2 protein-coding genes are annotated in these 1,073 nt (G+C 72.5%); both read right to left on the reverse strand.

Annotated elements, in window-relative coordinates:
• Positions 1 to 115: 115 nt before the first annotated feature.
• Positions 116 to 442 (reverse strand): SCO5918 family protein, encoded by a 327-nt coding sequence (locus ABZY31_RS31325; RefSeq protein ID WP_356417103.1) that lies wholly within the window; start codon positions 440 to 442, stop codon positions 116 to 118.
• Between the two features lie 64 nt (positions 443 to 506).
• Positions 507 to 917 (reverse strand): CBS domain-containing protein, encoded by a 411-nt coding sequence (locus ABZY31_RS31330; protein ID WP_356417105.1) that lies wholly within the window; start codon positions 915 to 917, stop codon positions 507 to 509.
• Positions 918 to 1,073: the final 156 nt, after the last annotated feature.

Consider the following 1,073-nt stretch of genomic DNA (forward strand, 5'->3'; position numbering starts at 1 on the left):
TGGATAAAAAAAAAAAAACACACACAACCACACCAAAACCCCACGGGGGGGCCCCCGGGCCGCGCCCCCCGCCGCCCCCCCCGACACGGTCCGTCACACCATGGTGCGGTTCCGGCTACACCCCGGCCGTCGCGCCGAGCAGGACGGACGCCCGCTGCAGCGGGGTCAGTGCGGGGGTCAGCCCCCGCAGGGGCGCCTCGACCGGGGAGACCGCGGAGCGGCAGGTGAAGCCGAGCGCGGTCAGCGCCCGGGTCACCTCGGCGGCGCTGAAGTCACGGCGGTCCTGACGGGTGATGACGGCGCCCACCTGCTTGACCGGGTACGTACGGCGGCCGACGATCGCGGACTCGCCCGTGACCGGCTCGGGCTTGATGCCCTTCATCGAGGCGAGCACGCCGCTCTTGGTCAGCTCGAACGGGAAGCGGGCGATGACACAGCGCATGGGTGCCTCACAGGTAGGGGGAGACGGTCCGTCACGGGACGGGCCGGGTGCGACGCGGAGGAAATCAGAAGAGCGGAGCGACCAGGACGCCCAGTGCGTGGCCGTCGGCATCGACTACCGGCAGGGCTTCGAAGCCGCCGTCCCGCAGCACCCGCTCGGCGTCGTGCGCCGGGGTGGCGGGCGTGACGAACGGGCCGCCGTCACGGACGAGGTCGCGCAGCCGGACCCGGTCCGTGTAGGCGGATCCGGCCCGGAAGGCGACCAGCCGGGTCCGGGTGACCAGACCCGCGCACAGGCCGTCCTCGTCGCAGAGGACGAGGTACGCCGTCAGCGTGCTCGTCATGACGGAGAGGGCGACCTCGACCGTCATGTCGTCGCAGACCTGCGGGCCGCAGGGCCGCATGGCCTCGGCGGTCGTCGGGGCGCGGTCCGCCACGTGGAACCGCGGCGGCGGGAGCGTCTGGGTCAGGGTCAAAGATCTCTCCCGTGTGGGTGGCGACAGGCCGGGGGCCGGGCGTGGCGCGGGCCGTACGGACCGCACGGGGCGGTGCGGGCGGTTCCGGGCCCGGGTCGGGCGCACTGACGTACGCCGGGTAGGCCACGAGGATCAATCTTGGAAATCAGCTTCGGT

It is taken from the genome of Streptomyces sp. NPDC006529, assembly GCF_040611795.1.
In the GTDB taxonomy this organism is placed as follows: Bacteria; Actinomycetota; Actinomycetes; order Streptomycetales; family Streptomycetaceae; genus Streptomyces.